Consider the following 22,976-nt stretch of genomic DNA (forward strand, 5'->3'; position numbering starts at 1 on the left):
CGAAACCGCCGCAGTGGAAGCCGCCGCCTCCCCCGATGCCGCTGCGCCGGTCGAGGCGGCGCCGGCTGAAGCTGCGGCTGCGCCCGCTGAACCCGAGCTCGTCGAAGTCTGGCGTCCCGGTGGCCGTCACGAGGATCGCAAGCCGCGTCACGAGCGTCATCGCCATCAGCGCCACCACAATCAGCGCCCGCAGCAGGCGAGCCCCGAGGCCGGTGCTGACGGCGCCACGACTGCGCCGGGCGAAGCCGCCGAAGGCGCGAAGCCGGGGCATCGTCACGGCGGCCATCGTCGCGACCGCGATGCTGGCCGAGATTTCCGCAAAGGCCGTGAAGGCGGCGAGGGTGGTGAGCGCCGCGACGACCGCAATCGGAGCTTTCAGGGCAAGGACCGCGACAAGGATCGCGATCGCAACCGCGACAACAAGAAGTTCGGCGGCGATCGTGACAAGGGCCGCGACAACAGGGGCGGCCGCGACCGCGACAAGGGCAGGGATCGCCGCGACCGCGAGTCAGGTCCGTCGCTGCGTCCCTACGCCTCGAGCGCGAGCCCGCGTGAGCGCGATCGTCCCGCCGATCCGAACTCGCCCTTCGCCAAGCTCGCAGCGCTGAAAGAGCAGCTCTCGGGGCGCAAGGAGTAATCCCACGACCACCGAGCGGCAGCGCCTCGACAAATGGCTGTGGCACGCGCGGGTGGTGAAGGCGCGGACCTCGGCGGCCGAACTTGTCGTAACAGGCCACGTCCGCATCAACGGCACGCGCGAGAAATCGCCGGGCCATGCGATCAAGCTCGGCGACGTCATCACCGTCGCGCTCGATCGCACCGTACGCGTGCTCAAAGTGACTGCTTTCATCGAGCGGCGCGGCGATGCCGCCTCGGCGCGCCTGCTCTACGAGGAGCTCGGCGACATAAAGCGCAATTAGTTGCGCATGGTATTCATTTCTTGGTCGATCAACCACACAAAGCCGTCATGATCGGGGCTTCCCGACCTTGCAGCGCGGGGCCATCCGCGCTACGCAAGCCGCGACTTTTAAAAGAGCTTTTCGGAGCGTTGGATGACTTACGTCGTCACTGAAAACTGCATCAAGTGCAAGTACACCGACTGCGTCGAGGTCTGCCCCGTCGACTGTTTCTACGAGGGCGAGAACATGCTGGTCATCCATCCTGACGAATGCATCGATTGCGGCGTGTGCGAGCCGGAATGTCCGGCGGACGCCATCAAGCCGGACACCGAGCCGGGGCTGGAAAAGTGGCTTGAGGTGAACTCCGCATACGCCAAGAGCTGGCCGAACATCACCCAGAAGAAAGAATCACCTGCCGACGCCGAGGAGTTCGACGGGCAGGAGGGCAAGTTCGAGAAATATTTTTCTAAGAATCCCGGCTCCGGAGACTAAATTCCGGCGCAAACTTAACCCTAATAGCGTCGTCAGCGCCGAAAACCAGCCCTCAAGACCCCTAAATCATTGATTTTTGCGGGAAATGTGCTATATTGGGCACATTAAGCCGAACCCCGTCAGCCCCGCTTGGCCCCTCTGGGTTCCCGTGAAACCAAATGTCGAAACAGGGGCGTGGCAGTTTCCGCGCGCAGGCTGTGTCACAGAAAACGCGTAAAAAGAGTACTTCAGCGAGGGCTTCCCATAAGGAGGCCAAAAAAGTCGCCGCGGCCAGCCGTAGCGCATCCAAGGGTCGGACCGCGACGAAGGCGCCGGCTGCAAAGTCCTCGAAGAACAAAAGAAGCGCAATGCCTAACAAGACTGCCAAACCGGCCGCGAAAGCGACCGTTGCCAAGCCTGCTGCCAAGGCTCCCGCGGCCAAGGCTCCCGCTGCCAAGCCCGTTGCTCCGAAGGCTCCCGTTGCTGCCGCCCCCGCCAAGGCCCCCGTTGCTGCTGCCAAGCCGGCCGTGAAGGCCGCTGCACCCGCGCCGAAGGTCGAGGAAAAGAAGGTCGTGACCCAGCGTCAGGGCTTCAAGGCCAATGAATTCGTCGTCTATCCCGCTCACGGCGTCGGCCAGATTCTGGCCATCGAGGAGCAGGAGATCGCCGGTGCGAAGCTCGAACTGTTCGTCATCAACTTCATCAAGGACAAGATGACGCTGCGCGTTCCGACCGCCAAGGTCGCCAATGTGGGCATGCGCAAGCTGTCCGAGCCGGCGCTGGTGAAGAAGGCGCTGGAGACCCTCAAGGGTCGCGCCCGCGTCAAGCGCACCATGTGGTCGCGCCGCGCCCAGGAATACGAAGCAAAGATCAATTCGGGCGACATCGTTGCGATCGCGGAAGTCGTGCGCGACCTCTATCGCTCGGAGTCGCAGCCCGAGCAGTCGTACTCCGAACGTCAGCTCTACGAAGCGGCGCTCGATCGTCTGTCCCGCGAGATCGCGGTGGTGCAGCACTCGACCGAGACCGAAGCGGTCAAGGAGATCGAGGCCCAGCTTGCCAAGAGCCCGCGCCGCGCCAATGCCAAGGCAGAAGCCGCCGACGGCGAAGGTGAGACGGATGCCGAGGGGGATACCGACGATACCGATGGCGACGACACCACCGTCGCCGACGAGGCCGCGTAAGCATCTCGTCGCCTCGATCGCAACAGTTCAAAGCCCGGCCGCTCGGCCGGGCTTTTTGTTGAGGCGCGTGATCCAACGGCGGCCGAAGCTTCGCCATGGTCACGCGCGCGGCTGGGTCCAGATCGCGATCGGCCGCTCGAGCCCGCGGATCGGTTGGGGATCGCAGGCGATCAACGATGCAAAGGCTCCGGCTGTGCTGCCGAGCTCCAGCTTGGCGCGGCTGACGAGATCGTTGCTTGCCACCAGCGCGCAGTCGAGCGTGCGCGTCAGCCCCTCGAGTCGGCTGGCCGCATTGACGGTCGCGCCGATCACGGCAAATTCCAGACAGGTGTGCCCGATGTCGCCGAGGACCACCGGTCCGTAATGCAGGCCAAAGCTGACGCGCATGGCTGGCTCGCCGGCCGCCGTTCGTCGCGCGTTCCAGCCGTCTGCCGCCGCGATCATGGCCTGGGCACAGCGCAACGCGTTGCTGGCGTCGCGCGGGCCTGCGAAGGGCGTGCCGAATGTCGCCATCAATCCATCGCCCAGATATTTGTCCAGCGTGCCCTCGTGGCGGAAGACTTCCTGCTCCATCAATCCGTGGAATTCGCGCAGCGTCCGCACCACTTCGTCCGGAGCGCGCACATCGGCAAAGGCGGTGAAGCCGACGATGTCCACGAACAGCACCGCGACGTCCTGGGTGCGCACCTGCTTCAGCGGCTCGTCGTGCTTCGATAATTCCGTGACGACGTTGGGTGAGAAGTAGCGCGCAAGGTTGCCGCGTTCTCGCTCCACCGCGGCATGTCTAACCAACAGATCATTGCTGCGGCGAACCGCGAGCGCCAGCGTAACGGCCACGATTAGGAAGACGACGATTTCCTGGATGCGGAGGCCGAATCCGATCGCGCTGGGCGAAATCAACGCGAGCAGCCTGTGATCGCTGCCCACCGCTTCAGCAATACGGGCGGTCAGCGCGGGATCAGGATCAGGTTGCCACCACACCCAGGCAAGGCCGATCGCCCACAGCGCCGCGGTCCATGTGCCGACCGCAATCACGGTTCGCCAGGAATAGGCCAGCGTGCCCGCGGCGAGCAGTACGAAGAAGTAGATGAAGTTGCCGAAATGGTATTGCATCGCCGCCGGCCAGTGTGTCGTGCCGAACGGGTTCGGGACCACGATGACGAATGTGAGCAGCGCCAGGTCGCAGAACAAAAGCGCCAATTCCGGTCGCGAAACGCCGACCCGCCCGACCCTGACTTGGGCCCAGCCGATCAAAGCGAACAGGCCCAGCAACGCCACGTAATAGAGCTGCTCCCATGCCGGGTTGATGGCCAGCAACAGGCAGGCGATGACGGCCAGCGCGACATAGCGCGCCCGCACGGCCAGTTGCAGGCCCTCTCTCTTGCCTGCTTCGAGCGCCGCCTGGGCAAACTGGACGGTTTCGGTGTCACGCTGGCTGCGCGCGCGCGACTGAGCGGCGGACCCGCCGAGGCGTTCGACGAGCATTGTCACAGGGCGGTCTCCTCGCTTGGCCGTTGCAGCACCGCGCCGGCCGTCAGCCGACGCATCCGGTAGTCTAGTGATGCATGGCCGCGAGGTCATCAGCTCGGCTGGGTGTTTTCCTCTCCACGCGGCGAACGCTCATTTCACCGGTCGCTTCTCGAGCTTCCGCGCCAGCGTGCGGCGGTGCATGCCCAGCCGCCTTGCCGCCTCCGAAATGTTGAAATCGGTCTCGATCAGCGTCTGGTGGATGCGCTCCCATTCCAGCGTCTTGATCGAGGTCGGCCGCACGTCCAGCGCGACTTCGGCGTTGCCTTCGGCCTTGGTGAAGGCGGCTTCGATGTCATCGGTGTTGGAAGGCTTTGCGAGGTAGTGGCAGGCCCCTAACTTGATGGCCTCGACGGCGGTCGAGATGCTGGCAAAGCCCGTCAGCACCACGATCAGCATCTCCTCGTCATGGGCATGCAGCAGCTCGACACAGGCGAGCCCCGAGGCGCCCCCGAGCTTGAGGTCGACCACGGCGTAGCCGAACGATCGATCCCCCAGAGCCTTTCGGACATCCTCGATCGACGCGGCGAGCACGACCTCATAGCCGCGGCGCTCGAACGAGCGCTTCAGCGTGCGCGCAAAGCCTTCGTCGTCCTCGACGACGATGAGCGAGCGGTCAGGCGTCAAAGCGGCCTCCGATCGCGAGCGTGGCGAGCGGCAAGGTGAGCCGGACGGTGGCGCCGCGCTTCCTGTGGTTCTCCGCGGTCACGCTGCCCCCCAACTTGCGCACCACGTTCACGACCAGGAACAGGCCGAGCCCGCCACCGGCGCGGCCCTTGCTCGACTGATAGGGCTTTCCGAGCTGCGCCAGCATTTCCGGCGCAAAGCCCGGGCCGCGGTCGCTGATCGACAGCACCAGATTGTCGCCCTCGCGCTCGGCGAGCAACTCCACCCATTCGCGCGAGACCTCATAGGCGTTGTCGAGCACGTTGAAGATCACCTGCTTCAGCGCGATGTCCGAGACGATCGCGACATCCTCGCCAAAGGTGTTGGTGAAATAGAGCGTCCGCGCCGAGCGGGCGTCGCGCCATTCCTCGACCAGCGCGGTGACGAAGTCCGTCACCGTCGTCGGCGAGGATCCTTCGCCGCGCGCCTCGCCGGCCGACACCAGAATGCCTGTTACGATGCTTTTGCAGCGTTGCAGCGAGGTCTCCATCTCAGTGAGGTCCTCGGCAAGCTCCTGATCGGCGACAAGATCGGGCATGCGGCGCCAGTCGCTGAGGATGACGGAGAGCGAGGCGAGCGGCGTGCCGAGCTCATGCGCGGCGCCGGAGGCAAGCAGGCCCATGCGGACGATGTGGTCCTGCTCGGCGGCGTGCTGCCGCAAAGCCGCCAGATGCGCGTCGCGCTGACGCAAATTCCTGTTGATGCGGGTGACGAACACGACCAGCAGCACGGCGTTGAGAACGAAGCCGAGCAGCATGCCTGTGACGGTGAGCGTGTAGGTCTCGCTGAGGGGATTTGGCGGCAGGTCGAGCGGCCGATAGGCGATCGTCAGCCAGACGAAGCTCGCGCAGGTCAGCGCCACCAGCGACCAGGTCGAACGGGAATCGAGCAGCACCGCTCCCAGCGTCACCTGGAGCAGGAACAACGAGGTGAAGGGATTGGTGGCGCCTCCGCTGAGATAGAGCTGCGCGGTCAGGGCGGCGACGTCGAGCATCAGCGCGACCAGAAGCTCATTGTTGGTGATTGCGGCGCGATGGCGCACCCAGACCAGGCTGGAGACGTTGAGCAGCACCAGCGCGCCGATCACCGCGCCCATGCGGGTGAGGGGCAGGGGAATGCCGAGCCAGAAGTGCACGCCGCCGATGGTGACGATCTGGCCGACCACCGCGGTCCAGCGCAGCTGGATCAGCAGCGCCATGTTCTTGCGATTGGTCTCGTCGTCGGTCGGGGCAGCGCCGATCAGCTCGCTGCGCGCGTCCGCCTGCGATTGCAGCGTGACGGCCAGCTCGCCAAAATGTCGTCCATCGTCAGGTCGGTTCGACGATCGTTCCAGCATCTGATCCCGTCCTGCGGGCGGAGGCGTCCAGGCCGCCGGCCGGTTCGTGGACGAAGCGTTGGCGGCGGAACAGCCCGCCGCGAAATGTGACGAAAAGTCTACCGGCCAGCATGAACGCCAGGGCAAACCACGTCAGCGCGTAGATCAGGTGGTTATTGGGAAAGCGGACCACGGTCAATCCGCCGATTGGACCGGGACCGGATCGTGATCCGGCATCGGCATCGATGAAAAAGGGGGCCACGTTGTGGAGGTCGCGGGCCGCCGCGATCGCGGAGACATCCCGCGAATACCAGCGGTTGTGCTGGGGCACGTTGTCCCTGAGGAATCCGCCTTTCGGCTCGGTGATGCGCAAAAGGCCCCTGACCTCCACCTGGCCGTCCGGATTGCCACCCTGGCGCGCCGATGGGTCACGCCGCTCCGACGGCACGAAGCCGCGGTTGATCAGGACAGTCGTGCCGTCATCGCGCTCAAGCGGCGTCAGCACCCAATAGCCGGGGCCTTCCTCGGTGACGGCCTGAACCAGCGTCTCGCGGTCGTGCAGGAAGCGGCCGGCGACGCTGACATGCCGGTATTCGTCGCTTGCGGCGGTGATCGCCGGCCACGACGCCCGCGAGGGGATCGGCTGCGCCCGGGCATGAACGCGCTGCTCGACCCGGTCGATCAGCGCCAACTTCCAGGTGCGGCGCTCGACCTGCCAGACGCCGAGGGCCACCAGAACGACAAACGCGATGAGTGAGAGAACCGTGAGCCACAGGGACGGACGCGCAGCCCGTGCGGGGCTGCGCGTTTCGTCATCCTCTGGTCTCACGGGATCGCTCACTTCATTCCCGTCATCTCGTGGATCGGCATCATGTTGCTGTTGAGGTGGTTCATCACCCACAGCGAACCCGACAGCGCGATCACCACCATGACGATGGTGAAGATCAGTGCCATCATGCTCCAGCCGTTCTCGGACTTGGGGCTCATATGCAGGAAGTAGATCATGTGCACGACGATCTGCACGACCGCGAAGGCCATGATGACCAGTGCGGTGATCTGCTTGCTCGGCAGCGTGCCGCTCATCACCAGCCAGAACGGGATCGCGGTCAGCGCCACCGACAGCACGAAGCCGAGCATGTAGCCCGAGAACGTGCTGTGGGCGTGGCCGTCGTCGTGGTGATGGCCGTCCGCGTGGGCGGCGCGGGTATCGGTGCTCATCGCAGAACTCCCAGGAGATAGACGAAGGTGAAGACGCCGATCCAGACCACGTCCAGGAAGTGCCAGAACATCGACAGGCACATCAGGCGGCGGCGGTTGGCCTCGATGAGGCCGAAGCGCCAGACCTGCACCATCAGCGTCACCAGCCAGATCAGGCCGCAGGAGACGTGCAGGCCGTGGGTGCCGACCAGGGTGAAGAAGGCCGACAGGAAGGCGCTGCGCTGCGGCGTTGCGCCCTCATGGATCATGTGGGCGAACTCGGTGAGCTCGATACCGATGAAGGCGGCGCCGAACAGGCCGGTGATCAGGAGCCACATCTGTGTCTGCGCGATCTTGTTCTGCTGCATCGTCAGCATGGCAAAACCATAGGTGATCGACGACAGCAGCAGCATCGAGGTGTTCACCGCGACCAGGTTGAGGTCGAACAGGTCCTTCGGCGCGGGGCCGGCGGCGTAGTTGGCGCCGAGCACGCCGAAGGCGGCAAACAGCATCGCGAAGATGAGGCAGTCGCTCATCAGATAGATCCAGAAGCCGAGCGAGGTGCTGTAGCCTTCCGGATGCGGATGCTCGTCGGCGAGATAGAAGACCGGCTCGCCGGTTTGGGTGGGATTGACAGCGACAGTCATTTACTTGGCTCCGGCGAGCAGTTTGGTGCGCGCGTCCTCGGTCCGGATGACGTCGTCAGCCGGAATGTCGAAGTCGCGGTGATAGTTGAAAGTGTGACCGATCCCGACGGCGAGCAACGCGATGAAGCTCAAGGCGGCCAACCACCACATGTACCAGATCAGGCCAAAACCCATCGCGGTGGCGAAGCCGGCGAGGATGATGCCGGTGCCGGTGCTGCTGGGCATATGGATCGATTTGAATCCCATCAGCGGACGCTGGTAACCGCGCTTCTTCATGTCCCACCAGGCATCGTTGTCGTGGACGACGGGCGTGAAGGCGAAGTTGTAGTCCGGCGGCGGCGAGGACGTTGCCCATTCCAGCGTGCGCGCATCCCAGGGATCGCCGGTGACGTCCTTGAGCTGCTCGCGCTTGAGGAAGGAGACCGCGAACTGCATCAGCATCGAGAGAATGCCGAGGAAGACGAGGCCGGCGCCAATCGCGGCGATGACGAACCAGACCTGCAGCGAGGCATCGTCGAACACGCGCAGGCGGCGGGTCACGCCCATCAGGCCGAGCACATAGAGCGGCATGAAGGCCATGTAGAAGCCGGTGACCCAGAACCAGAACGAGCACTTGCCCCAGAACGGATCGAGCTTGAAGCCGAACGCCTTCGGGAACCAGTAGTTGATGCCGGCGAACGCGCCGAACACCACGCCGCCGATGATCACGTTGTGGAAGTGCGCGATCAGGAACAGGCTGTTGTGCAGGACGAAGTCGGCCGGCGGCACCGCGAGCAGCACGCCGGTCATGCCGCCGATCACGAAGGTGAGCATGAAGGCGATGGTCCACAGCATCGGCAGCTCGTAGCGGATGCGGCCGCGATACATCGTGAACAACCAGTTGAACATCTTCGCGCCCGTCGGGATCGAGATGATCATCGTGGTGATGCCGAAGAACGAGTTGACGCTGGCGCCCGAGCCCATCGTGAAGAAGTGGTGCAGCCAGACCAGGTACGACAGGATGGTGATGACGACAGTGGCGTAGACCATCGAGGTGTAGCCGAACAGGCGCTTGCCGGAGAAGGTCGAGGTGACTTCCGAGAAGATGCCGAAGGCGGGAAGAACCAGGATGTAGACTTCAGGGTGGCCCCAGATCCAGATCAGGTTCACGTACATCATCGGGCTGCCGCCGAAATCGTTCGTGAAGAAGTTGGTGCCGACATAGCGATCGAGCGAGAGCAGCGCGAGCACGACGGTCAGGACCGGGAAGGAAGCGACGATCAGGATGTTGGTGCAGAGCGAGGTCCAGGTGAACACCGGCATCTTCATCATGGTCATGCCGGGGCAGCGCAGCTTGACGATGGTGCAGATCAGATTGATGCCCGATAGCGTCGTTCCGACGCCGGCGACCTGGAGCGCCCAGATGTAATAGTCGACGCCGACGTCAGGACTGTAGCCGATGTTCGACAGCGGCGGATAAGCCAGCCAGCCGGTGCGGGCGAATTCGCCGATGAACAGCGAGGCCATCACCAGCACCGCGCCGCCGACCGTCATCCAGAAGCTGAAATTGTTCAGGAACGGGAACGACACGTCGCGGGCGCCGATCTGCAGCGGCACGACGTAGTTCATCAGGCCGGTGACCAGCGGCATCGCCACGAAGAAGATCATGATCACGCCGTGAGCGGTGAAGACCTGGTCGTAGTGATGGGCGGGCAGGAAGCCTTCCGAGCCGTTGAACGCCATCGCCTGCTGCGCGCGCATCATCAGCGCGTCGGCGAAACCGCGCAGCAGCATGACGATGCCGAGGATCATGTACATGATGCCGATGCGCTTGTGGTCGACGGTGGTGAACCACTCGCGCCACAGATAGCCCCAGAGGCGGAAATAGGTGAGGCCGGCGAGCAGCGTGACGCCGCCGAGCGCGACCATAGCGAAGGTGCCGACAAGGATCGGCTCGTGCAGCGGCAGCGAATCGAAGCCGAGACGGCCGAAGATGAACTTGAGAAGATCAGGAGACATGCTGGATCTCTTTAGGAGTCGGACTTGGAACGTTGTCCGAGGAAGAAGGACGAGGACTTCAGCGGCGCCAAGGTCGGCCGCTTCAGGCCGGCACCGACGAGCGGCGCGGTGTCGAGCGGCGCCTTGATCGCGGACGTGGTCCGGCCTTGCGGTGCGTCGGGGGTGCAGGTGCCGGCGACGAAGACAGGCTCCGGCCCGAGCACGGTGCCGCGGCGGGCGTATTTGTCGTAGGAGAGCGGAAGGGTGTTGTTCAGGCCCTCATGGCCGTTACCGCCCTTGGCGTCGATCGCCATCATCTCGCTCTGGCACATCTTGCCGGTCTCGACGCACATGTTGAGGATCAGGCGATAGAGATCGGAATCGACCGAGCCCCAGCGGCGCACCGGCTCGTTCTCGCTGGGCTTTTCGAGCTGGAGATATTCAGTGCGGCCAAGCGAGCCACCGGCGGACTTGGCCTGTGCGACCCAGGCGTCAAAACCCTTGTCGTCGAGGCCCTGGAAGTTGAAGTGCATGCCGGAGAAGCCGGCACCGCTATAGTTCGCCGAGAAGCCCTTATAGGTGCCGGCGTGATTCACGACGGCGTGGAGCTTGGTCTCCATGCCCGGCATCGCATAGATCTGGCCGGCGAGCGCGGGGATGTAGAACGAGTTCATCACCGAAGAGGCGGTAATGCGGAAATTGATCGGACGATCGACGGGCGCTGCCAGGTCGTTGACGGTAGCGATGCCGTAGTCGGGATAGATAAAGAGCCACTTCCAGTCGAGCGCGACGACATCGACCTCGAGCGGCGCCTTGGACTGGTCGATGGCACGGTCGGCATGGATGCGCCCGAGCGTGCGATAGGGGTCGAGGAGATGCGTGCCCATCCAGGTCAGAGCGCCCAGGCAAACGATGATCAGCAGCGGCGCCGACCAGATCACCAGCTCGAGCTTGGTCGAGTGGTCCCAATCCGGCTCGTAGCGGGCCGAGGTGTTGGACTGGCGGTAGCGCCAGGCGAACAGCACCGTCAGCGCCATCACGGGGACGACGATCAGGAGCATCAGGACGGTGGAGATGATGACGAGGTCCCGCTGTTGGGCAGCGATATCGCCGGCTGGCGCCAGCACGATGTAGTTGCAGCCGCTGAGCGCGGCCGCCAGGGGTAGCAGCGCCAGGATCTTGAGACGGGACACGGGCCGAGCCTTATGAGAATGAGTTTCCTTCGCGGGGCCAATGGGTAGCTGCGGCGCAGCAATCCGGACATTGGACAATTTGTCCAATGTTGCAGTGCGGGATGTTGGGTCAAACAGGTCTGGATTGCCTGGCGTCAAGCCGGGCGGTCGGCTTTGGTTTTCAGGACGTTAAGGGCGCACGCATGGCGACGGCACAGACCCCCGCACTGGCGGATATCCACTCGGGCGAGCATGGCCACGACCAGGCCAGTCCCGGCGAGATCGCCATCGGCGTCATCATCGGCCGCACCTCGGAATTCTTCGACTTCTTCGTCTACGCGATCGCCTCCGTGATCGTGTTTCCGCGCCTGGTGTTCCCGTTCACGAGCGAGCTGACCGGCACCCTCTATTCCTTCATGATCTTCGCGCTGGCCTTCATGGCCCGGCCGATTGGCACCGTCATTTTCATGACTGTCGACCGCGAGTACGGCAAGACCGCCAAGCTGGTCTCGGCGCTGTTCCTGCTCGGCACCGCCACGGTGGCGCTGGCGTTCCTGCCCGGCTATTCCGAGATCGGCGTTGCCGCGATCTGGCTGCTGGCGCTGGCGCGTCTTGCGCAGGGTCTGGCCTGGGGCGGCGCCTGGGACGGCATGGCCTCGCTGCTGGCGCTGAATGCGCCGGCGTCCCAGCGCGGCTGGTACGCAATGGTGCCGCAACTCGGCGCCCCGCTCGGGCTGATCGTGGCGAGTGCGCTGTTCGCCTATTTCGCCGGTCTCCTCTCGGCCGATGATTTCTTCGACTGGGGCTGGCGCTATCCGTTCTTCGTCGCCTTCGCCATCAACGTGGTTGCGCTGTTCGCCCGCCTGCGCATGGTGACGACCGAAGAATACGCCACACTGTTCGAGACTCGCGAACTCCAGCCGGCGCGGATCTCGGAGACCGTTGCACGCGAAGGCCAGACCATCATGCTGGGCGCGTTCGCGCCGCTGGCGAGCTTCGCGCTGTTCCACATGGTCACGGTGTTCCCGCTGTCCTGGGTGTTCCTGTTCACCCGCGAAAGCCCGGTGCGCTTCTTGATCATCGAGATCGTGGCGGCCGTGTTCGGCGTCGCTGCGATCGTGGCCTCCGGCATCATCGCCGACCGCGTCGGCCGCAAATCGTTGTTGATGGGGTCGGCAATCGCAATCGCGATCTACAGCGGCTTTGCCCCGCAGCTGCTCGATGCCGGCGCGTTCGGCGAGACCATCTACATGGTGATCGGCTTCATCCTGCTTGGCCTCTCCTTCGGCCAGTCCTCGGGCGCGATCGCCTCGAACTTCAAGCAGATGTATCGCTACACGGCCTCCGCCCTGACCTCCGACATGGCCTGGCTGTTCGGCGCCGGCTTCGCCCCGCTGGTCGCGCTGTTGCTCGCCACCAATCTCGGCGTCATCGCCTCGGGTGCGTACCTGCTGTCCGGCGCGTTCTGGACCCTGCTTGCGCTCTGGCTCAGTGGCCAGCGCGAAGCCGGTGACATGGACGCGGGTCAATCGTCGAACTGACGGGAATAAAGTTCGAGGCTGACGATCCTGTTGGCGGGACCGCTAACAGGAGATGCCATGAACGTCTGGTCGAATTCCGCCGGTCGGCGAAGCACTACAAGCCTGGCTTTCGCGATTACGCTTCTTTGCGCTAGCGGGCCCGCCGGCGCGACCGGCAATGTCGCGCGGGGTCAGACGCTCTACAAGGGCTGTGCAGACTGCCACTCGATCAACGAGAACGGCGTCGGTCCGATGCACAAGGGTGTGGTCGGGCGCAAGGCGGGCAGCGTCGCGGGCTACGACTACTCGCCCGACCTGAAGAACTCCGGGATCGTCTGGACCGAGGACAATCTCGACAAATGGCTGACCGGGCCGCAGGCCATGGTGCCCGAAACCAAGATGTTCTTCGACGTGCCGGATGCGCAGGATCGCGCCGATATCATCGCGTATTTGAAGGAGAAGGCGCGGTAAGGCGGCAGTCTCGTGCGGTGGGCAAAGCGAAGCGTGCCCACGATCTGTCGCTACAATTGATGAATGGTGGGCACGGCGCTGCGCGCCTTTGCCTACCCTACGGCAGCCGCGCCAGCCTCAATCCGTCACGATCTTCACGCGGTCACGCACCTTCACCTGCGCGGTGCGGTCGAGCCCGTTCAGCACGCGAAAGCGTTCGGCGGGATGATCGACGCCGGCCATGCGGTGCGAGAGCGATTCCACGGTGTCGCCGGGCTGCACGGTGATGACCTTGATGCGTAGCGGACGCGCGGCCTGGATCTCTTCGAGCGTCAGGCGGCGGAAGGAATTGACGGTCTCGCGCGCATTGCGCTCGCTCTCGGTCGACTTCTGCCGCGTGGCGAAGATGAAGCGGTAGACGTCGCTGCCGAAGCGCAGCGCATAGACCTTGAATTGCCACTGGTCGCCCTTGGCGGTCGCGGACGCGCCCGGGAATCCGTTGATGGTCAGGTCTTCGGTGGAGGCCTTCTCGACGCCCTCCATCCAGCCGGAATTGAGGTAGTCGCCGAGCGACTGTTCGGCCGGCACCCGCACGACATCGAAGCGCATCGCCTGCGAGCCGCCCTCGCGCACGCCGATCACCGCCTGTGCGGTGTTGTCGAGTGTAAAGTTATCGGGCGCCTGGAAGGTGAAGCCGAGCTTCGGATGCAGGAATCTGCGGCCGCGGACGAAGCCTTCGCTCGGATCCTCGCCATAGACGAGGTTGTCGATCGCGGCGAGATAGCTCTCGCGGTCGCGCTCGGCGCCTTCGGGCGCCGCATATTGCCGCGCGATCGTCTGCGCATTCTGCACCCGCTCGGGCGTTGCCGGATGCGACGATGTGAAATCCTGCGCGCGCGGATCGAGCGAGCTCTTGCCGGCCTTCAGCTCGGCATTGCGCTCCATCGCCGAGAGAAAGCGGGCGGCACCGTAAGGGTCGAAATGCGCCTTGGCCGAGATGCCGACGCCGATGCCGTCAGCCTCGAATTCCTGGTTGCGCGAAAAGCTCGCCATGGTGAGCTTGGTCTTGGCGAGCGCGAGCGCGGTCAGATCGGGGTCGTTGCTCATATCGGTGACGACACGGGTCACGATCGCGGCCTGACGGGCCTGGTCCTCGCGCATCGCGGCGTGCTTGGACAGCACATGCGCCATCTCGTGGCTCAGCACGGAGGACAATTCCGAGGTATCGCTGGCCAGCGCAATCAGCCCGCGGGTGACGTAGAGCTGGCCGTTCGGCAGGGCGAAGGCGTTCACTGCGCCGGAATTGAGGATGGTGACCTTGTAGCCCTGATCGGGGCGGTCGGATGCGGCGACGAGGCGGTCGACAGTCTTGCTGACCAGTGATTCGAGCTTGGGGTCGTCGTATGTGCCGCCATAGCTCGCCAGGATCCGCTCGTGTTCCTTTTCGGTGGCGGGGGTCTGGGCGACGGCCGGCTTGGGCTTGGGCATCGCCACCGTTGCCGGGGTCGCAACAGTCTGGAACCGACCCATATCGCCGCAACCGGCCAGACCTGTGCCCAGCAGCAAGCAAAGCATGGCCGGCGCAGCCCGCAGGCGGCGTCCCTCGCCAATTTTGCGCTGTTCTAGCACCCCATTCACGTCGCTTAACCCGTGCCCGGCCTTAAGGCCTTACCCCAGTAGGCTCGTTTGCGCCCAGCAATTCAACCTGTCCCAACAGACGCACGTCGATACGCGGCCCCGTCGTCCCTTCAACCCAGCCCCGGACACGAATACGCCTGGTTTCCAAGGACTTAAGGGATATTCCTGCGCTTTCGAACGCCGGCAGGTTGCGCTTTGAAATAGTCACAGCAAAGCCGTGTGTCCAGTTTCGTCCGAAGTTGAGGTAGGTCATTGCCCCAGCTTGCCGGACCGACAGGACTTTGCCCTCGACCACCATAAAGCGCCCGATCCCGGCCAAAATATCGTCCGGACTTTCCGCGTTTTTTATGGCCGACGGGTCAGCCCAACTGCCCTTTTTTTGGCGCCGCGCCTCCGCCTCGGACGACATCAGGGCGGCTGAACAGTCCTTGTCGGTGATCTCGGCCGAGACCAGGGCGTCGCCCTGGGCGAGGAGCATCGACTGAACTGGGATGTCGCTCTCGCCGATAAACAGCAGCGCACCTTGGCGGCCGTAGCGGTCGGGTGTGTCGTCGGTGCCGCGCAGGATGACGTCGCGGCCGACGAGCAGCGAGGTCAGCGCCTGTCTGGTCGTTGCTGTCGCCTCGATGCCGGTGAGGCGAACCTCACGGCCGTCATCGAAACGCACGCTGCGCGCGTCGGTGATTGCGGCGACGCGGGCTTCGCCTTGTGCTTCGAATTGGCACGGGGCTGCGACCGCGGGGAGACCTGCGGAGAGAAGGAATGCGACGATGAGGTGAAGCCGTTCGGTCACGAGACCCGTACAGGTTGTATTATGCTATAGCTTTACCCCAAGTTTAGTGAGTCGTGAAGACATTTCCTCACACTCCGTCATTGCGACGGGCGAAGCGACGAAGCAATCCAGAGTCTTTCCGCGGTGAGATTCTGGATTGCTTCCGCCTTCGCCAAGGCTTCGGCGGACAAGTCGCTGCGCTCGCAACGACGCGGAGATATCGATCCACGCCTCACCATTCCGCTTTGCGGAAAACACGAGCGGCAATCGTGCGCTCGTGACGCGCTTCTGCTTGCTGCGCTCTCGCGCATGCGGCATGATCGCGACAAAAGCAATAATCAAGCCGCCATTCAGAGCAAGGCGATCAAGGGAGGTTGTTTTCAATGAAGCCTATTTTGTCGGGCATTTTTGCCGCCGCGTTGGCCCTCAGCGCGAGCGCCGTGCAGGCCCAGGACAAGCCTCCTCTCAAGATCGGGGGTATCCTCGACATGTCGAGCCTTTATGCCGACATCACCGGTCCGGGCAGCGAGACCGCGGCCAAGATGGCGGTGGAAGATTTCGGCGGCGAGGTGCTGGGACGCAAGATCGAGGTGCTGGCGGCCGACCATCAGAACAAGGCCGACCTCGCTGCCAACATCGCGCGCGACATGCTCGACAATCAGGGCGTCGAGATGATCTACGACGTCGCGGCCTCCGCCACCGCGCTTGCCGCCGGCGAGATCGCAAAGGCGCGGGGCAAGATCATCATCTTCAACGGCCCGGGCTCGATCCGTCTCAGCAACGAGGCCTGCGGCCCCACCACGATCCACTATGTGTTCGACACCTACGGCCAGGCTAACGTGACCGGTCTTGCCGCCGTGAAGTCGGGCCTCGACACCTGGTTCTTCCTCACCGCCGATTACGCCTTCGGCCAGGATCTGGAGAAGGACACCGGCGCCGTCGTCACCAAGACCGGCGGCAAGGTGCTCGGCAGCGTGCGCCATCCGCTCAATACGTCGGATTTCTCCTCGTTCCTGCTTCAGGCGCAGGCCTCGAAAGCCAAGGTGATCGGGCTCGCCAATGCCGGCGGCGACACCGTCAATGCCATCAAGCAGTCGGCCGAGTTCGGCATCATGAAAGGCGGCCAGAAGGTCTCGCCGCTGCTGGCCTTCGTCACGGACATCGATTCGATCGGGCTTGAGACCGCGCAGGGACTGCTGCTGGCCGAAGCCTTCTACTGGGACATGAACGACGAGACGCGCGCTTTCTCGAAGCGCTTTCAGGAACGCGTCAAGCGGCCGCCGACCTCGGCCCAGGCCGGCGTCTATTCCTCCGTCACGCACTATCTGAAGGCCGTGAAGGCGGCCGGCACGACCGATGCGGCGGCGGTGATGAAGGTGATGAAGGACACGCCGATCAACGACTTCTTCGCTCACAACGGCAAGATCCGCGAGGACGGCCGCATGGTGCACGACATGTACCTGTTCGAGGTCAAGAAGCCGTCGGAATCGAAGGGCCGCTGGGACGATTACAAGCTGCTCGCCACCGTGCCGGGCAACGAGGCGTTCCAGTCGCTGGAGCAGTCGCGCTGCCCGCTGGTGAAGAAGTGACGTCGTGACGTCGTCGTGCCTGACAATAGGTCGTCATCCCGGGGCTCGCGTAGCGAGAGCCCGGGATCCATCGCGCAGCAGTGACGGTTGAGGAATGGATTCCGGGCTGGCGCCAAGAGGCGCGCCCCGGAATGACGGAGCAAAATCGAAGCATCGAACAGAGGCGTACACCATGAACGACATGGTCCTGCAAAAGCTCGAAGCCGGGCTGCTCACCATCACGATGAATCGCCCGGAGCGGAAGAACGCGCTCAATCCCGAGATGGTCGCGGGCCTGGTCGAGGCGGCGCGGCGCGCGGCTGACGATCCCGAGGTGCGCGCGGTGCTGTTCAAGGGCGCCGGCGGCTCGTTCTGCGTCGGCGGTGACGTCAAGTCGATGGCGGCCGGCCGCGCACCGCTGCCGTTCGAGCAGAAGCTTGCGAATCTTCGCCGTGGCATGGAGGTGTCGCGCATCCTGCATCAGATGCCCAAGCCCGTGGTGGCGCAGCTCGACGGCGCCGCGGCCGGCGCCGGCCTGTCGATGGCGCTGTCGTGCGATCTGCGTGTTGCCTCCGAATCCTGCAAGATCACCACCGCTTTCGCCAAGGTCGGCTTCTCCGGCGATTACGGCGGCACCTATTTCCTGACCCAGCTGCTCGGCAGCGCGCGGGCGCGTGAGCTCTACCTGACTTCGCCCGTGCTGACCGCCAGGGAAGCGCATGCGATCGGCATGGTGACCAGGGTCGTGCCCGACGCCGAGATCGACGCCGCCGCGCACGAGCTTGCGATGTCGCTGGCGCAGGGGCCATCGATCGCGCTCGGCTTCATCAAGCGCAACATCAACAATGCAGAGCATCTTCCGCTGGAGGATTGCTTCGACGGCGAGGCGATCCACCACACTCGCTGCAGCGACACCGAGGATCACAAGGAGGCCGCCAAGGCTTTCGTCGAGAAGCGCAAGCCGGCTTTCAAGGGCGCATGACCATGGCACCCTATTTGCGGCTGCGGCAGATCTGTCTGGTCGCGCCGCAACTCGCGCCTGTCATCTCCGATATCGCCGAGATCATGGGGCTTTCCGTCTGCTACCGCGACGGCAATGTCGCCAAATATGGCCTGGAGAATGCGCTGCTTCCGGTCGACACCATCCTGCTGGAGGTGGTCGCTCCGTTCAAGGACGGCACCACCGCCGGCCGCTTCATCGAGAAGACCGGCGGTCGTGGCGGCTACATGGCGATCTTTTGCTGCAATGATCCGGACGAACGAGGCCGCAACGCCAATGCGATGGGCGTGCGCACCGCCAACGTGATCGACCACGCGCCCTATCACGGCGTCCAGCTCCATCCCCGCGACTGCCGCGCCGCCTTCATCGAATTCAACCACACCGAGGGCAGCGACGACATTTTAGGCGCCTATCCGCCGGCCGGGCCTGACTGGCAAAAATTCATCCGCAAGGATGTGACGCAGGCGTTGACGGCGGTGGAGATGCAGAGCCCGGATCCGCACGGCCTGGCGGCGCATTGGGGCAAGATCATCGGGGTTGCAGCGAATAGCGATGCCGAACTGAAGCTGCCCAATGCGACCTTCCGCTTCGTGAAGGGCGCGAGCGAGATCATGAGCGGTCTGGAGTTTCGGGTGGCTGATGCGGCGAGGGTGTTGCATGCGGCGCGTGAGAAAGGGCTCGCGGTCGCTGGCAACGAATTCCTGCTGGGCGGCGTCACGTTCCGCGTTCATTCGTGAGCTGTTGCGACAAATTCCGCTGTCGTCCCGGCCCAAGTGCGCACTAGGCCGGGACGACAGCTGAGGTTGTGGCGACGTGAGAGTGATACGGCGAAGCGCGGCCGCAATCACCTTCCCTTAAAATTCGCCACCCNCCGCCGTTCTTCCGTGGCCTTCACACCCTCCTTGAAATCCTCAGTCGCGCGCAGGCGGGTCTGTTCGGCGAGCTCGTGGTTGGTCGCGGCCATCACGCGGTCGGCGAGGCCGGCGCGCATCGTGGCGCGGGTGGAGAGCAGGCCGAGTGGCGAGCATTCGGCAATCTCGCCGGCGAGCTTCATCGCGGCTGATTTCACCTGGTCCTGCGGCACCAGTTCATTGGCGAGGCCCCATCTATACGCCTCTTCGCCGGTGACGCGGCGGCTGGTGTAGAACATCAGCTCGGCGTTGTTCTTGCCGATCAATTCGGGCAGCGTCGTCGTCAGGCCGAAGCCGGGATGGAAACCGAGCTTGGTGAAATTCGCGGAGAAGCGGGCTTCGGGGCAGGTGACGCGGAAATCCGCCGAAACCGCGAGGCCAAGGCCGCCGCCGATGGCCGCGCCCTGCACAGCGGCGACGATCGGCTTCTTTGCGCGGAAGATGCGCACGGCTTGGATATAGAGATGGTTGATCGGGCCGAGACTGTCGGCCGGATCGCCCTTGGCCTTCTTCTCGGCTTCCTGCGCTTCCTGCGCCTGCCGCGCGGGATCGCCAAAATTTGCGCCGGCGCAGAACGCCTTGCCTTGCGCCGAGAGAACGGAGGCGCGGATCTCGATGTCGCGATCGAACTCGTCGAGCGCGTCTGCGATCTGGTTGATCAGCGAGATGTCGAAGAAGTTCAGCGGCGGCCTGCGGATCTCGATGGTGCCGACGTGGCCAACTTTTTCGACGCCGATATCTTTGTAGGTGCTCATGATGTCCTCGAAGCGTTAGCGCAAACCAAGTCCGCGGGCGATGATGCCGCGCAGCACCTCGGTGGTGCCGCCCTGGATGGTGAGTTTCGGTGCGGTCTTGATGGCGAAGTCGAGCTGTCGCTCCAGTGTCTCGCGGTTGCTCGCCGTCTCCTCGACGAAGGCGGCGAGATCGCGCACGCGGTGCGGAAGCTGTTGCTCCCAGACCGTGCCGATGTCCTTGACGATGGAGGCTTCCACCACCGGCTCCTTGCCGGCTTGCAGCATGCCTGCGACCGACACCGACATGCGCCGCATGGTGTGAAGCTGCGCGACGAGCCGGCCGATGCCTTCGGCGCTGCGCGTATCGGGAGTGGGACCGACCGCGCGGACCAGCTCGGTCAGCACGTAGTAGGTCTCGAGGAAGCGCTCGGGCCCTGAACGCTCATAGGCGAGCTCGCTCGTCGCCTGCTTCCAGGCGCCGTCGACTTCGCCGAGCACGTGATCATCGGGCACGAAGAAGTCGGTGAAGACGACCTCGTTGAATTCGTACTGCCCGGTGATCTGGCCGATCGGATTCACCTTGATGCCCGGCTGCTTCATCTTGACCAGGAACTGGGTCAGGCCGTGGCGGCGGTTTTCCTTGGTCGGTGGCGAGGTCCGGAAGATCGCGATCATGTAGTCGGCGATATGCGCCGACGACGTCCAGATCTTGGTGCCGTTGATGAGATAGCCGCCGTCGGTCTTGGTGGCGCGCGTCTTCGCCGCGAACAGGTCCGAGCCGGAATTCGGCTCGCTCATGCCGATGGCAAAGCAGATCTCGCCGCGGCAGATGCGCGGCAGGATATCCATCTTGATATGTTCGGGGGCGTATTTCAGCAGCACCGGCCCGCTCTGGCGGTCGGCGACGAAGAAGCGCCGCGTCGGCGCGTTGGCGACGCGCATCTCCTCGGTCACGACGTAGCGCTCGAGGAAGGAGCGCTCCTGGCCGCCATATTTCTTCGGCCAGGTCATGCCGATCCAGCCGCGCTCGCCGACGCGGCGACAGAATTCCGGCACATCGGTGTCCTCGCGGTTGGGCTTGAACGGGTTGAAGGTGCCGCGAGCCATCTCCTCGGCGAGGAACGCGCGCACTTCCTTGCGCAGCTCTTCGCATTTGGGCGGCAGGCGAATCGGATCGAAACGAAGCGCTGCGGTCATGTGTCTCATTCCTTCTCAGCGTGAGGCGACCAGCGGCCACAATTGATCGGCCCCTCTGGCAGCGACGAGCTTGCCGAGCTCGACGGCCCAGTAGCTTTCCGAGCCGAAATCGTCGCGCCATGCCAGCGCCCGTAGCGAATAACGGTGCAGGATGTGCTCGATGGTGAAGCCGATCGCACCATGAACCTGGTGCGCGATGCCACCGCCCTTTTCCGCAGCTTCCGCGCAGCGGATCTTTGCGGCGGCTGCTTCGAGATAGACCTCGTCGTCGAACGACTTTGCGTTCGCGATCGCGTCAGCTGCCGAGGTTGCAGCGGCAAGCGCAGCGGCGGATTCGCCGGCGAGGCGGGCGAGATTGTGCTGCACCGCCTGGAATTTCGAGATCTTCTTCTCAAAGGCGACGCGCTCATTGGAATAGCGCACGGAGATGTCGAGCATCGATTCCAGTGCGCCTGCAATCTGCAGGCTGCGCGCGACGCCGCCCATCAGCATCATCGCGGTCTGGTCAAAGCCACCAGGCGCGGCCTTGATGGTGAGGGGCTGCAGCTTGTCCAGCGTCACGGTATCGCTGTGGTCGTAGCCGACATTGAGGCCGGACTCGATCCGCGCCTTGCTCGCGTCGACCAGGGCGATCGCGACACCGTCCTTGCCGTGCGCCAGCACCACAAAATGCTTGGCCGATTTCGCAAACGGCACGCCGCGGCAGCGGCCCGAGACGGCGCCATCGGCATCGACAGTGATGCGATCCTTCGGCGAGGCCGGCAGCACCGTCATCTCGCCTTCGGGCGAGGCGATCTTCGCCTGCGCCAGCAGCCAGCCCGCCAGCATGGTCTCGGCCAGGGGAACCGCGACCGCGAAGCGGCCCGCTGCGTTCAGCAGCGCAAATCCGTCGGCCAGACTGGCGCCGGAGCCGCCGAGATCATCGGGGACCCAGGACAACGGCAAGCCGGCTTCGCTCAGCGCCTGCCACAGCGGCGCCTGCCACGAATTGTTCTTGTCGTTGTTGATGGTTTGCGGATCGGCAAGATCGGCGAAGATCTTCTCCGCGGTCTCGACGACGATATTGTCACTCTCCGCCACAGCGTTCCCCGTGTTTGCCATTGGCGCGTCGACCCAAGGGGCGGTGCGCGATCTCTTCTTGCGCCGGATGATCCGAAAAAGCCATGGCCCTGACAAGCGTTGATCGCAGGTCAACCTGCGGGGCGGGCATGGGCGATAAGCTAATTCCGCTTAGCGGAGTTTGCTCGATTTGCAGGGCGCGGCAAACTCGCTAAACAGGGCGCCAGAAACTTACAGAGGGAAGGACATCCGGATGGCCAAGGACAGTTTGTGCGCAATCGTGACGGGGTCCGCGTCCGGCCTCGGTGCTGCAACCGCAGAAATCCTCGCCCGAAACGGGGCGCGGCTCGTCATCAACTATTCGTCGAGCAAGACCGAAGCCGAGGCCACGGCGGAAGCGTGCCGCAAGGCGGGCGCCGCCGAAGTGCTGGTTGCGCAGGGCGACGTCTCCAAGGATGACGATTGCCGCAGGATCGTCGCGGCTGCGAGCGGCTGGGGCAAGCTCGACATCCTCGTCAACAATGCCGGCACCACCAAGCACGTTGCTTATGGCGATCTCGACGGACTATCGGCGGACGATTTCCAGCGCCTGTACGGCGTCAATACGGTCGGACCGTTCCAGATGGTGCGTGCTGCACGCAGCCTGCTCGAGGCCGGTGCGAAGGCATCGGGGCGAACGTCGGCGGTCGTCAACGTGTCCTCCGTCGCCGGCATCAACGGCGTTGGCTCCTCGATGGCCTATGCCGCGAGCAAGGGTGCACTCAACACCCTGACGCGGTCGCTGGCCGTCGCGCTTGCGCCGATGATCCGCGTCAACGCGGTCTGTCCGGGCTATATCGATACGCCCTGGTTCACCAAGGGCCGTGGTGAGGAAGGCGCGAAAAAGGTGCGTGACGCCGTGTTGGCGAGGGTGCCGCTCAAGGTCGCCTCGTCCGCCGCGGACATCGCGCAGCTCGTCTGCTTCCTGGCGCTGCCGGCTTCCGGCAACATGACCGGCGAAGCCGTGCGCATGGATGCCGGGATGCATTTGATTACGTAGTTTTCGGCGCGCTCTCTCCGCGTCATGGCCGGG

Annotated in this window: 21 protein-coding genes and 3 pseudogenes; 11 read left to right on the forward strand and 13 right to left on the reverse strand. The window is 64.2% G+C overall.

Annotated elements, in window-relative coordinates:
- The 4 genes and pseudogenes from AOQ71_RS47825 to AOQ71_RS15065 form a co-directional block, all read left to right on the forward strand.
- A pseudogene (locus AOQ71_RS47825) lies at positions 1 to 637 on the forward strand (helicase-related protein); the annotation flags it as partial.
- Positions 638 to 650: 13 nt separating this feature from the next.
- Positions 651 to 920, forward strand: a pseudogene (locus AOQ71_RS15055) (RNA-binding S4 domain-containing protein); the annotation flags it as partial.
- A 132-nt stretch (positions 921 to 1,052) separates the two neighbouring features.
- Positions 1,053 to 1,391 carry a ferredoxin FdxA gene (fdxA, locus tag AOQ71_RS15060; RefSeq protein WP_057747463.1) on the forward strand — a complete coding sequence of 113 codons (339 nt, stop codon included), beginning with the start codon at positions 1,053 to 1,055 and terminating at the stop codon, positions 1,389 to 1,391.
- A 347-nt stretch (positions 1,392 to 1,738) separates the two neighbouring features.
- Positions 1,739 to 2,554, forward strand: a complete 816-nt coding sequence (locus AOQ71_RS15065; protein ID WP_083514213.1) for a CarD family transcriptional regulator — start codon at positions 1,739 to 1,741, stop codon at positions 2,552 to 2,554.
- Between the two features lie 99 nt (positions 2,555 to 2,653).
- On the opposite strand, the gene AOQ71_RS15070 is transcribed toward AOQ71_RS15065, so the two are convergent.
- The 8 genes from AOQ71_RS15070 to cyoA form a co-directional block, all read right to left on the reverse strand.
- A complete protein-coding gene (locus tag AOQ71_RS15070; protein WP_057747464.1) occupies positions 2,654 to 4,039 on the reverse strand; it encodes an adenylate/guanylate cyclase domain-containing protein in 1,386 nt (461 codons plus the stop codon).
- A 135-nt stretch (positions 4,040 to 4,174) separates the two neighbouring features.
- Positions 4,175 to 4,708 carry a response regulator transcription factor gene (locus AOQ71_RS15075; RefSeq protein ID WP_057747465.1) on the reverse strand — a complete coding sequence of 178 codons (534 nt, stop codon included), beginning with the start codon at positions 4,706 to 4,708 and terminating at the stop codon, positions 4,175 to 4,177.
- The gene (locus AOQ71_RS15080) at positions 4,698 to 6,083 is read right to left on the reverse strand and encodes an ATP-binding protein (RefSeq protein WP_057747466.1); all 1,386 of its coding nucleotides are present in this window, start codon (positions 6,081 to 6,083) and stop codon (positions 4,698 to 4,700) included. Before AOQ71_RS15080 ends, AOQ71_RS15075 begins: the two co-directional genes overlap by 11 nt.
- Complete coding sequence (locus tag AOQ71_RS15085) at positions 6,055 to 6,891, reverse strand: SURF1 family protein (RefSeq protein WP_057747508.1); 837 nt, start codon at positions 6,889 to 6,891, stop codon at positions 6,055 to 6,057. Before AOQ71_RS15085 ends, AOQ71_RS15080 begins: the two co-directional genes overlap by 29 nt.
- Before the next feature lie 8 nt (positions 6,892 to 6,899).
- Positions 6,900 to 7,280 (reverse strand): cytochrome o ubiquinol oxidase subunit IV, encoded by a 381-nt coding sequence (cyoD, locus tag AOQ71_RS15090; protein ID WP_057747467.1) that lies wholly within the window; start codon positions 7,278 to 7,280, stop codon positions 6,900 to 6,902.
- Positions 7,277 to 7,906: a cytochrome o ubiquinol oxidase subunit III gene (gene cyoC, locus AOQ71_RS15095; RefSeq protein WP_057747468.1), complete on the reverse strand. Its 630-nt coding sequence runs from the start codon at positions 7,904 to 7,906 to the stop codon at positions 7,277 to 7,279. Before cyoC ends, cyoD begins: the two co-directional genes overlap by 4 nt.
- Positions 7,907 to 9,904, reverse strand: coding sequence for a cytochrome o ubiquinol oxidase subunit I (gene cyoB / locus AOQ71_RS15100; RefSeq protein WP_057747469.1), 1,998 nt, complete (start codon positions 9,902 to 9,904; stop codon positions 7,907 to 7,909).
- An 11-nt stretch (positions 9,905 to 9,915) separates the two neighbouring features.
- Positions 9,916 to 11,076, reverse strand: a complete 1,161-nt coding sequence (gene cyoA / locus AOQ71_RS15105) for a ubiquinol oxidase subunit II (protein WP_057747470.1) — start codon at positions 11,074 to 11,076, stop codon at positions 9,916 to 9,918.
- A 182-nt stretch (positions 11,077 to 11,258) separates the two neighbouring features.
- On the opposite strand from cyoA, the gene AOQ71_RS15110 reads away from it, so the two are divergent.
- Both AOQ71_RS15110 and AOQ71_RS15115 read left to right on the forward strand, forming a co-directional pair.
- Positions 11,259 to 12,596 (forward strand): MFS transporter, encoded by a 1,338-nt coding sequence (locus AOQ71_RS15110; protein ID WP_057747471.1) that lies wholly within the window; start codon positions 11,259 to 11,261, stop codon positions 12,594 to 12,596.
- Positions 12,597 to 12,653: 57 nt separating this feature from the next.
- A complete protein-coding gene (locus AOQ71_RS15115) occupies positions 12,654 to 13,046 on the forward strand; it encodes a c-type cytochrome (RefSeq protein ID WP_057747472.1) in 393 nt (130 codons plus the stop codon).
- 117 nt (positions 13,047 to 13,163) lie between these two features.
- Here the strand turns inward: AOQ71_RS15115 and AOQ71_RS45080 are convergent, their stop codons facing one another.
- Complete coding sequence (locus AOQ71_RS45080; protein ID WP_057747473.1) at positions 13,164 to 14,600, reverse strand: M48 family metalloprotease; 1,437 nt, start codon at positions 14,598 to 14,600, stop codon at positions 13,164 to 13,166.
- Positions 14,601 to 14,685: 85 nt separating this feature from the next.
- Positions 14,686 to 15,456 (reverse strand): thermonuclease family protein, encoded by a 771-nt coding sequence (locus tag AOQ71_RS15125; protein ID WP_057747474.1) that lies wholly within the window; start codon positions 15,454 to 15,456, stop codon positions 14,686 to 14,688.
- Positions 15,457 to 15,579: 123 nt separating this feature from the next.
- Between AOQ71_RS15125 and AOQ71_RS45950 the strand changes: the two genes are divergently transcribed.
- The 4 genes from AOQ71_RS45950 (at position 15,580) to AOQ71_RS15145 (ending at position 18,740) form a co-directional block, all read left to right on the forward strand.
- Complete coding sequence (locus AOQ71_RS45950; protein WP_057747475.1) at positions 15,580 to 15,822, forward strand: hypothetical protein; 243 nt, start codon at positions 15,580 to 15,582, stop codon at positions 15,820 to 15,822.
- Positions 15,819 to 17,024 (forward strand): ABC transporter substrate-binding protein, encoded by a 1,206-nt coding sequence (locus tag AOQ71_RS15135; RefSeq protein ID WP_057747476.1) that lies wholly within the window; start codon positions 15,819 to 15,821, stop codon positions 17,022 to 17,024. The genes AOQ71_RS45950 and AOQ71_RS15135 overlap by 4 nt, the downstream gene beginning before the upstream one ends.
- Before the next feature lie 172 nt (positions 17,025 to 17,196).
- Positions 17,197 to 17,985, forward strand: a complete 789-nt coding sequence (locus AOQ71_RS15140; protein WP_057747477.1) for an enoyl-CoA hydratase — start codon at positions 17,197 to 17,199, stop codon at positions 17,983 to 17,985.
- Positions 17,986 to 17,987: 2 nt separating this feature from the next.
- Positions 17,988 to 18,740 (forward strand): VOC family protein, encoded by a 753-nt coding sequence (locus tag AOQ71_RS15145; protein ID WP_057747478.1) that lies wholly within the window; start codon positions 17,988 to 17,990, stop codon positions 18,738 to 18,740.
- A 134-nt stretch (positions 18,741 to 18,874) separates the two neighbouring features.
- Here AOQ71_RS15145 and AOQ71_RS15150 read toward each other — a convergent pair.
- The 3 genes and pseudogenes from AOQ71_RS15150 to AOQ71_RS15160 all read right to left on the reverse strand — a co-directional run.
- A pseudogene (locus AOQ71_RS15150) lies at positions 18,875 to 19,669 on the reverse strand (enoyl-CoA hydratase/isomerase family protein); the annotation flags it as partial.
- Between the two features lie 15 nt (positions 19,670 to 19,684).
- Positions 19,685 to 20,845 (reverse strand): acyl-CoA dehydrogenase family protein, encoded by a 1,161-nt coding sequence (locus AOQ71_RS15155; protein WP_057747480.1) that lies wholly within the window; start codon positions 20,843 to 20,845, stop codon positions 19,685 to 19,687.
- 15 nt (positions 20,846 to 20,860) lie between these two features.
- A complete protein-coding gene (locus tag AOQ71_RS15160) occupies positions 20,861 to 21,925 on the reverse strand; it encodes an acyl-CoA dehydrogenase family protein (RefSeq protein ID WP_057747509.1) in 1,065 nt (354 codons plus the stop codon).
- Positions 21,926 to 22,157: 232 nt separating this feature from the next.
- On the opposite strand from AOQ71_RS15160, the gene AOQ71_RS15165 reads away from it, so the two are divergent.
- Positions 22,158 to 22,943 (forward strand): SDR family NAD(P)-dependent oxidoreductase, encoded by a 786-nt coding sequence (locus tag AOQ71_RS15165; protein WP_057747481.1) that lies wholly within the window; start codon positions 22,158 to 22,160, stop codon positions 22,941 to 22,943.
- The last annotated feature ends 33 nt before the right edge of the window (positions 22,944 to 22,976 follow it).

Source organism: Bradyrhizobium manausense (assembly GCF_001440035.1).
Lineage (GTDB): Bacteria > Pseudomonadota > Alphaproteobacteria > Rhizobiales > Xanthobacteraceae > Bradyrhizobium > Bradyrhizobium manausense.

What these genes read in the sequence shown, in the direction of transcription:
- fdxA (WP_057747463.1), top strand. Translation starts at nt 1,053, where the DNA reads ATGACTTACGTCGTCACTGAAAACTGCATCAAGTGCAAGTACACCGAC.
- AOQ71_RS15065 (WP_083514213.1), top strand. Translation starts at nt 1,739, where the DNA reads ATGCCTAACAAGACTGCCAAACCGGCCGCGAAAGCGACCGTTGCCAAG.
- AOQ71_RS15070 (WP_057747464.1), bottom strand. Translation starts at nt 4,039, where the DNA reads ATGCTCGTCGAACGCCTCGGCGGGTCCGCCGCTCAGTCGCGCGCGCGC.
- AOQ71_RS15080 (WP_057747466.1), bottom strand. Translation starts at nt 6,083, where the DNA reads ATGCTGGAACGATCGTCGAACCGACCTGACGATGGACGACATTTTGGC.
- cyoD (WP_057747467.1), bottom strand. Translation starts at nt 7,280, where the DNA reads ATGAGCACCGATACCCGCGCCGCCCACGCGGACGGCCATCACCACGAC.
- cyoC (WP_057747468.1), bottom strand. Translation starts at nt 7,906, where the DNA reads ATGACTGTCGCTGTCAATCCCACCCAAACCGGCGAGCCGGTCTTCTAT.
- cyoB (WP_057747469.1), bottom strand. Translation starts at nt 9,904, where the DNA reads ATGTCTCCTGATCTTCTCAAGTTCATCTTCGGCCGTCTCGGCTTCGAT.
- AOQ71_RS15110 (WP_057747471.1), top strand. Translation starts at nt 11,259, where the DNA reads ATGGCGACGGCACAGACCCCCGCACTGGCGGATATCCACTCGGGCGAG.
- AOQ71_RS15115 (WP_057747472.1), top strand. Translation starts at nt 12,654, where the DNA reads ATGAACGTCTGGTCGAATTCCGCCGGTCGGCGAAGCACTACAAGCCTG.
- AOQ71_RS45080 (WP_057747473.1), bottom strand. Translation starts at nt 14,600, where the DNA reads ATGCTTTGCTTGCTGCTGGGCACAGGTCTGGCCGGTTGCGGCGATATG.
- AOQ71_RS15135 (WP_057747476.1), top strand. Translation starts at nt 15,819, where the DNA reads ATGAAGCCTATTTTGTCGGGCATTTTTGCCGCCGCGTTGGCCCTCAGC.
- AOQ71_RS15140 (WP_057747477.1), top strand. Translation starts at nt 17,197, where the DNA reads ATGAACGACATGGTCCTGCAAAAGCTCGAAGCCGGGCTGCTCACCATC.
- AOQ71_RS15145 (WP_057747478.1), top strand. Translation starts at nt 17,988, where the DNA reads ATGGCACCCTATTTGCGGCTGCGGCAGATCTGTCTGGTCGCGCCGCAA.
- AOQ71_RS15155 (WP_057747480.1), bottom strand. Translation starts at nt 20,845, where the DNA reads ATGACCGCAGCGCTTCGTTTCGATCCGATTCGCCTGCCGCCCAAATGC.
- AOQ71_RS15165 (WP_057747481.1), top strand. Translation starts at nt 22,158, where the DNA reads ATGGCCAAGGACAGTTTGTGCGCAATCGTGACGGGGTCCGCGTCCGGC.